Origin of the sequence: Streptomyces sp. URMC 126 (assembly GCF_051386555.1) — a bacterium.
In the GTDB taxonomy this organism is placed as follows: Bacteria; Actinomycetota; Actinomycetes; order Streptomycetales; family Streptomycetaceae; genus Streptomyces.
In genome coordinates this window covers 1-6,868 of sequence record NZ_JBPQTX010000353.1, presented here as the reverse complement: position 1 = coordinate 6,868, position 6,868 = coordinate 1, and the positions used below count along the sequence as shown (strand labels likewise).

5 protein-coding genes and 1 riboswitch are annotated in these 6,868 nt (G+C 74.1%); of the genes, 3 read left to right on the top strand and 2 right to left on the bottom strand.

Features of this window, described 5'->3' with window-relative positions; all coding sequences use genetic code 11:
* Positions 1 to 86 precede the first annotated feature (86 nt).
* The gene (locus tag ACSNOK_RS28915) at positions 87 to 1,595 is read right to left on the bottom strand and encodes an APC family permease (protein WP_436783744.1); all 1,509 of its coding nucleotides are present in this window, start codon (positions 1,593 to 1,595) and stop codon (positions 87 to 89) included.
* Between the two features lie 308 nt (positions 1,596 to 1,903).
* Positions 1,904 to 2,130: riboswitch (cobalamin riboswitch) on the top strand.
* A 33-nt stretch (positions 2,131 to 2,163) separates the two neighbouring features.
* Between ACSNOK_RS28915 and ACSNOK_RS28910 the strand changes: the two genes are divergently transcribed.
* Both ACSNOK_RS28910 and ACSNOK_RS28905 read left to right on the top strand, forming a co-directional pair.
* Entirely contained in the window at positions 2,164 to 3,282 is a 1,119-nt protein-coding gene (locus ACSNOK_RS28910) for a HoxN/HupN/NixA family nickel/cobalt transporter (protein ID WP_436783745.1), read from the top strand.
* Positions 3,283 to 3,403: 121 nt separating this feature from the next.
* Entirely contained in the window at positions 3,404 to 4,222 is an 819-nt protein-coding gene (locus ACSNOK_RS28905; RefSeq protein ID WP_436783743.1) for a class I SAM-dependent methyltransferase, read from the top strand.
* 77 nt (positions 4,223 to 4,299) lie between these two features.
* Here ACSNOK_RS28905 and ACSNOK_RS28900 read toward each other — a convergent pair whose 3' ends face one another.
* Positions 4,300 to 5,568, bottom strand: coding sequence for an alpha/beta hydrolase family protein (locus ACSNOK_RS28900; protein ID WP_436783742.1), 1,269 nt, complete (start codon positions 5,566 to 5,568; stop codon positions 4,300 to 4,302).
* Positions 5,569 to 5,702: 134 nt separating this feature from the next.
* On the opposite strand from ACSNOK_RS28900, the gene ACSNOK_RS28895 reads away from it, so the two are divergent.
* The gene (locus ACSNOK_RS28895; protein ID WP_436783741.1) at positions 5,703 to 6,653 is read left to right on the top strand and encodes an ArsR/SmtB family transcription factor; all 951 of its coding nucleotides are present in this window, start codon (positions 5,703 to 5,705) and stop codon (positions 6,651 to 6,653) included.
* The last annotated feature ends 215 nt before the right edge of the window (positions 6,654 to 6,868 follow it).

The following is a 6,868-nucleotide window of genomic DNA, read 5'->3' as shown; positions in this document are numbered from 1 at the left end:
CATGGGGGCGATTCTCTCACCGCTCCGGACGGCGGTCCGGGGGCGGGCGTGGGGGGCCTTGTGGACGTCCGGTCGCCGACGGTCCGTCAGGCGGGCGTGGGCTCCACCGGACCGGTGCCCGCGTCCGGTTCCGGGGCGGCGTCCTCGTCGGCGTCCCCGCCGCCGGCCGGCAGGTAGTCCTCGCTGATCTCCCGCGGCCCGAACGGCCAGACCCGCTCCACCCGCGCCCACAGCAGGAAGGCGAGGCAGCCCGCGCCGAACCAGGCGAGCGACCACTCGATGGGGTGCCGGCCGGGGGAATTGCGGTCCGCGTAACCGTAGATGACGAGCCAGCCGACCAGCGCCACCAGGCTCGGCAGCGGGTAGAGCCACATCCGGTACGGGCGCGGCAGCGTCGGCTGGCGGCGGCGCAGCACGGTGACGGCCGCGATCTGCCCCAGCGCCTGGACGAGCACCATCACCGTGGTCAGCAGCTGGATCAGGGTGGCCAGGTCGGTGTGACGGCCGATCAGGAAGCCGACGCAGCCGATCGCCCCCATGCTCAGCAGGCCGAGGACGGGGAAGCGGTGGCGCGGGTGCAGGGTGCCGAAGGCGCGGAAGAACACCTTCTCCCGCGCCGCGTTGTAGGGGATGCGGGAGGCGCCCAGGAGGCCGGTGAAGACCGATGCCACGGCGGTGATCAGCACCAGCACCGTGACGGCGTCGGCGGCCCCCCGCCCCCAGGTGCGTTCCAGCACGGCGGAGGCCACGGACGACGAGGCGACGTTGTCCGCGTCGAGCATGTCCCGCCAGTCCACGACGCCCAGGGTGCCGATCTGGAGCAGCAGATAGATGCCCATGATGCCGAGGATGGAGAAGATGATGGAGCGCGGAATGGTGCGCCCCGGGTCCTTGATCTCGGCGCCCATGTAGGCGGTCGTCCAGTAACCGCCGTAGTCGTAGATGCCGATGGTCAGCCCCGCCGCGAAGCCGATCCAGAAGTGATGGCTCGTCAGCTCGAAGGCGTGGGACGGGTAGGTGAACGCCCGGTCCGCGCTGAAGTGGGTGAACGCGGCGGTGATCACCAGCACCACCGCCGCGATCATCACGCACCAGAGGACCGCCGTGATCCGGGCCATGTTCTCCACCCGACCCCACAGCAGCGCCACGACCACCACGATGAGCGCCAGCCCGGTCAGGTCGCCCTGCGTCGGGGTCATGCCCGGCCACAGGTAGCCCAGGTACTGGACGAAGCCCATCACGCCGCTCGCCATGGCCAGCGGCACGTAGAGCATGGCCGTCCAGACGAACAGGAACGGCATCAGCCGGCCCGTCCGGTACTGGAACGCCTGCCGCAGGTAGACGTAACTGCCGCCCGCCCCCGGCAGGGACGCGCCCAGCTCGGCCCAGACCAGACCGTCCGCGAGGGCGAGCAGCGCCCCCGCCAGGAAGCCGATGACGGCCTGCGGGCCGCCGAAGGCCGCGACCATGAGCGGAATCGTGACGAACGGGCCGATCCCGCACATCTGGCTCATGTTGATGGCGGTGGCCTGGAACGGCCCGACGCGGCGGACGAATCCGTCCCGGCCGTCCGGTGCGTCGGCTTTCACTCCCATGGCGACCGCCCTTCCCGTTGGCGCGTTACCCGCACTCGTAGCACCGGCCCGCCCGGCGCGTCCATCACCCCGCACGAGGCCGGCACGGACCGTGACACGGGCATCGCCCGAACAGCGCACGGGAGTTGGGGACCATGAGCCGGACGGGGTGATGGGTGACTCTGGCCGGGCGCTCCGCACCGCGTCAAGACCCGGGGCGCACGCGGCCGGAGCGCACGGTGGAACGGAAGCCGGTAGCGCGACCGGAGCGCCCCCTGAGGCAGGACATGACAATCGCCACTCTCGGTGTATCCGCACTGGCAGGGGCGTTACAGTGACCCGGCCGTGGTGTTCGGGAAGACCGGTGCAGGACCCTCCCCCCGGGAGGAGTCCGATTCCGGAGCGGCCCTCGCCACTGTGATCGGGGAGTGACCGTCCCGTTCCACGCGGCCCGCCGGGCGCGTGGAGCCACTGGCCGCAGCCGGCTGCCGGGAAGGCGGGGGCGGGCGCGAACGAACCCGTCAGCCAGGAGACCGGCCACGGCATCTCAGTGAACCGATCCACGAGGTGCTGGAGCGTGAACCCCAAGATGACCCTGCCCACCGACGCGCCCGCCGGGCCGTCCGCCGCCTTCCGCTGGCGCCGCCAGGACACGGTGCGGACCGCCGGCCTGCTCGCCGTCATAGCCGCCCTGCACGTCGTCGCCTTCGGCGTGCTCTTCCTGCTGGTCGTCCCGAGCCACTACGAAGTGGGCTCCAAGGTCTACGGCGTCGGCCTCGGCGTCACCGCCTACACCCTCGGCATGCGGCACGCCTTCGACGCCGACCACATCGCCGCCATCGACAACACCACCCGCAAGCTGATGGCCGACGGCAAGCGCCCGGTCTCCGTCGGCTTCTGGTTCGCCCTCGGCCACTCCAGCGTCGTCATCGCCATGGCCGCCCTGGTCGCCGGCGGCACGCATATGGCGAGCACGCTGATGGACGAGGACTCGTCCGCCCACCAGACGCTCGGCATCGTCGGCACCACCGTCTCGGGCGGCTTCCTCTACCTCATCGCCGCCCTCAACCTCGTCGCCCTCGCGGGCATCCTGCGCATCTTCCGCTCGATGCGCGAGGGCCGCTACGACGAGGCCGAGCTGGAGCAGCACCTCGACTCGCGCGGCTTCATGAACCGGATCCTCGGCCGCTTCACCCGCTCGATCAGCCGCCCCGGCCAGATGTACCCGCTGGGCTTCCTCTTCGGCCTGGGCTTCGACACCGCCACCGAGGTCACCCTGATGGTCATGGCCGGCAGCGGCGCCGCCGCCGGACTGCCCTGGTACGCGATCCTCTGCCTGCCGCTGCTGTTCGCCGCCGGCATGAGCCTCTTCGACACCCTCGACGGCACGTTCATGAACTTCGCCTACCAGTGGGCGTTCTCCAACCCGGTGCGCAAGGTCTACTACAACCTCACCATCACCGGCCTGTCGATCGCCGTCGCCTTCCTCATCGGCACCATCGAACTGGTCGGCGTGCTGCACGAGAAGCTGGAGCTGGACGACGCGGTCACCGGCTGGATCGCCGGACTGAACCTCGACAACGTCGGCTTCGTCATCGTCGGCCTGTTCGTGGTGGTCTGGGCCGCCGCCCTCGCCTACTGGCGCTTCGCCAAGGTCGAGCAGCGCTGGGCGGCGCGCGGCGCGTCGGCCCCGGCGACGGAGGGCTGACCGGACCCCGACGGTCCGCGGACACCGCCCGTCCCCCCACGGCTTGGGCCGACACCGGGACGGGCGGCGCCCCGCGGGTCTACCGTGAAGGGGAGTGCATCCGCCTTCGGTCAGGAGCCCCATGGACCGCGAGAAGATCACCCTCACCGGTGTCCCGGAGACCCTCCTCGCCACCCTCCACGCCCGCGCCCTCGACAGCCGCTCCCGACGCTCCCTCCTGCGCGACCGCACGGCCCTCCAGACCGTCCGACGCCTCGACTACGACTTCGGCAGGACCGGCATGACGTCCGTGAACGTGGCGGGCGTCGCCCTGCGCGCCCGCTGCCTGGACGACTGGACGGCCGCCTACCTGGCCCGTCGCCCCCGCGCCACCGTCCTCCACCTGGCCTGCGGGCTCGACACCCGGGCGCACCGCCTCGCCCGGTTCCCGGAGACCCGGTGGATCGACGTCGACCTCCCCGAGGTCGTCGCCCTCCGGAACCGTGTCCTCCCGTCGCCCGGCGGCGACTACCGCACCCTCGCGACCTCCGTGACCGCCGGCGGCTGGCTGGAGGAACTGCCCGCCGACCGGCCCGTGGTGGCCGTCTTCGAAGGACTCGCCCCGTACCTGCGGCCGGCCGAGGGGGAGCAGCTGATCCGGCGGATCGCCGGCCATTTCCCGCGCGGACAGATCCTGTTCGACTGCCTCAGCGGCCTGGGCGTCCGTCTGCAACGGCTGGTGCCCCTCTTCCGCAGGACCGGCGCGACGGTGCGCTGGGGCATCGACGACCTCCACGCGCTGGAACGCCTGCACCCGGGGCTGACCTGTCTCGACGTCGTCCGCGGCTGCGACCTGCCCGACGTCCGCCACATCGGGCCGCTGGCCCGCGCGGAGGCGGGTCTGACGAGCCGCGTGCCCGGGTTGCGGGACGTGTTCCGGCTGGCGCGGTTCGAGTTCTGAGGGGGAACGCCCCTGGCCCTCTCCCGGAGGGGGCACCCCCGTTCCGCCGTGTTCCGACGGCGCGCGGCGGCGCGGTCTCAGGGGGTGCCGGGGCGCGGCCCCGGCGAGAAACGGTGAAACGGGGGTGCCCCCTCCGGGAGAGGGGCCGGGGCGAGCCCGCCGGCCCGGTGGAAGAACGAACGCACCAGCCCCCGCACCACGGGAACCGACCACCCCGCCCCACCCGGCCCGACGAGCGCGTCACGATCCCGAGCCGACATCAACCCCTCCGCCTGGAACCGCGGCGCCAACGCCGCGTAATCCGTGAACACCCAGTGCCCCGCACGGGACAGCCGACGACGCACGACCCGCCCGCCGGAGCGTGCCGTCACGGCCGGCCACGACCGCTCGAACCGCTCGTTGTGGAACCCGTCCGTCCCGGCCAGCAGCAGCGGCCGGTCCACCCCCTCCCGCGCCACCGGGAACAGCTCCCCGGGACGGCCGTCGGCGCCCGGCGGGTGGTCGAGGTACCCCTCCAGGTTCGCCGCCGCGCGGATCCGCCGGTCCCGGCGCATCGCCTCGGTCACCGCCGTCCCGCCGAGAGAGTGCCCGTAGACGCCCACTTGCCCCGGGTCCAGGGCCGCGCCGAGCCCCGGGGGCAGCGACCGGCCGGTGGCCGGGTCCGCCAGCCGGTCCAGAACGAACCGGAGGTCCGCGATCCGGGTCTCGACCAGGACGGAGAAGAGGTCCGGCCCCGGCTCCCCGGTGAGGACCGTCGGCCGCACCCGCTCCCGTCCGGGCATCCCGACCGGGAACTCCACCTCGCCGGCGTCCCCCGGATGATCGACGGCGGCCACCACGTACCCGTGGCTCGCCAGATCCTCCGCGAGCCCGGTGCCCATGGTGCGCGGGTCGCCGCCGCCTGGGCTGTACAGCAACACCGGCCGGCGCCCGGCGAGCGCGGGCGCGTCGACGTACGCGTGGCCGCGCGTGGCCGCCCAGTCGACACCCGCCTCCGGCAGGCGGTGCACCCGGACGTCGATCTCCCGGAAGAGCACGACCGCGCCGGGCGTCATATGCCGCGCCCGGGGGAGGCCCCGGACCGGCCCGGCCGGGTAGAACACCGTGACCATCACCTCCCGGACCGGGACGGCCGGTGTCAGCGGGTCGGGCCGGGACCGGTCGACCAGGTACAGCACGGTCGCCCCGACCCGGTGCGGACCGGTCGGAGCCGGCAGCACCGGGACGAGCGGCCGGCCCCCGGCGGCCCGCGCCGGTGCGGCCGCGCCCACGGCGAGCAGCAGACCCGCCGACGTGGCGGAGGCGATGACGGACCGTCTGCCCACGGCCCGGCTCGTATACGGCATGATGCGTTCCCTTCGTCGAACGGCCCCCGCGTGTACGGATGAGGGGCACGGCAGGCATGCTCGCCGTCGACGGGCGGTCCGGACGAACGTTCAGGCCGAGACCGAAAGGCTGGCGTGGGGGGAGGGGGAACGCGGTGCTCCGCGTCCACTTGACGGCGGACGACCTCGCCCGGGTGCGGTTCGCGCCCCGGCCGGCGCCGCTCCAGGAGCTCAACGCGGCCCTGAGCATGCTCGTCCACCCCCGCGACGCGCTGCTGTTCGGCCGGTGGCGGAACCGGCTGCTCCGCGCCCTGCCGCCCGCGGCGGAACCGCTCGCGGACCTCGTCCCCCTCGGGGTGGCGCCCCGCTTCCTCGACGTCTTCCACGACACCCTCGCGGACGGGCTGGACGCCGTCCGGGCCGCCCCAAGTCTCGTCCGCCCGGAGCTGGAACGCGTCCACGGCGGACGGCCGCCGGCCCCCTGGGTCCACCGGCTGCACGAGGACGACCCCGCCGCCTGGCGGCTTCTGCGCCGAGCCCAGCGGGCGGCGTTCGACACCGTCCTCGCCCCGGTCTGGCCCCTGGTCCAGGACCTGCACCGGGCCGAGTTCACCCGCCACGCGGTCACCGCCGCCGAACACGGCACCGGCGCGGCGCTCGCGGCCCTCGTCCCCGGCGGCCGGCTGCGCGGCACGGTCTGGGAGCTGCCGGCTTCCACCGACCGGGACCTCCGCCCGGCCGGGCGCGGTCTGCTGCTCCTGCCCACCTTCCACTGGACGGGCCACCCGCTCGTCGCCGACCTCCCCCACGGCCCGCTCGGCATCACCTACCCGGCCGGTCCCGGCCTGCCCCTCGACCCGGCCGGGGCCGAGGGCCCGGCCGAGCCGCTCTCCGCCGTGCTGGGCCGGACCCGCCTGGACGTCCTGCTCCTGCTGGCCCACGAACACACCACCACCGGCCTCGCCCGCCGGCTGGGCGTCAGCAACGCCACCGCCTCCGCCCACGCCACCGCCCTACGCGGCGCGGGCCTCGTCACCTCGACCCGCCGCGGCCGATCGGTGCTTCACCGCCGGACGGCGCTGGGGGACCTGCTGGTACGGCGGTGAGCCGGGCGCCGCGTACGGCAAGGCCGCGAAGCGCCCGACCGCTAGCGCGTGGACTCGCCGGGCCTCCGGGGACCACGGGAACAGCGGACACACGGCCGGGCGGCACGCCCGGACGGCTGCGCCCCGGCTTCCGGCCCTGACTTCCGGCCCCGGCAGGGTCTCCGCCCCCGGCCCCGGCTTCCGGCCCCGACTTCCGGCCCCGGCGGGGTCTCCGC

Coding starts and splice junctions, on each gene's coding strand:
- ACSNOK_RS28915 (WP_436783744.1), bottom strand. CDS start 1,595: ATGGGAGTGAAAGCCGACGCACCGGACGGCCGGGACGGATTCGTCCGC.
- ACSNOK_RS28910 (WP_436783745.1), top strand. CDS start 2,164: ATGACCCTGCCCACCGACGCGCCCGCCGGGCCGTCCGCCGCCTTCCGC.
- ACSNOK_RS28905 (WP_436783743.1), top strand. CDS start 3,404: ATGGACCGCGAGAAGATCACCCTCACCGGTGTCCCGGAGACCCTCCTC.
- ACSNOK_RS28900 (WP_436783742.1), bottom strand. CDS start 5,568: ATGCCGTATACGAGCCGGGCCGTGGGCAGACGGTCCGTCATCGCCTCC.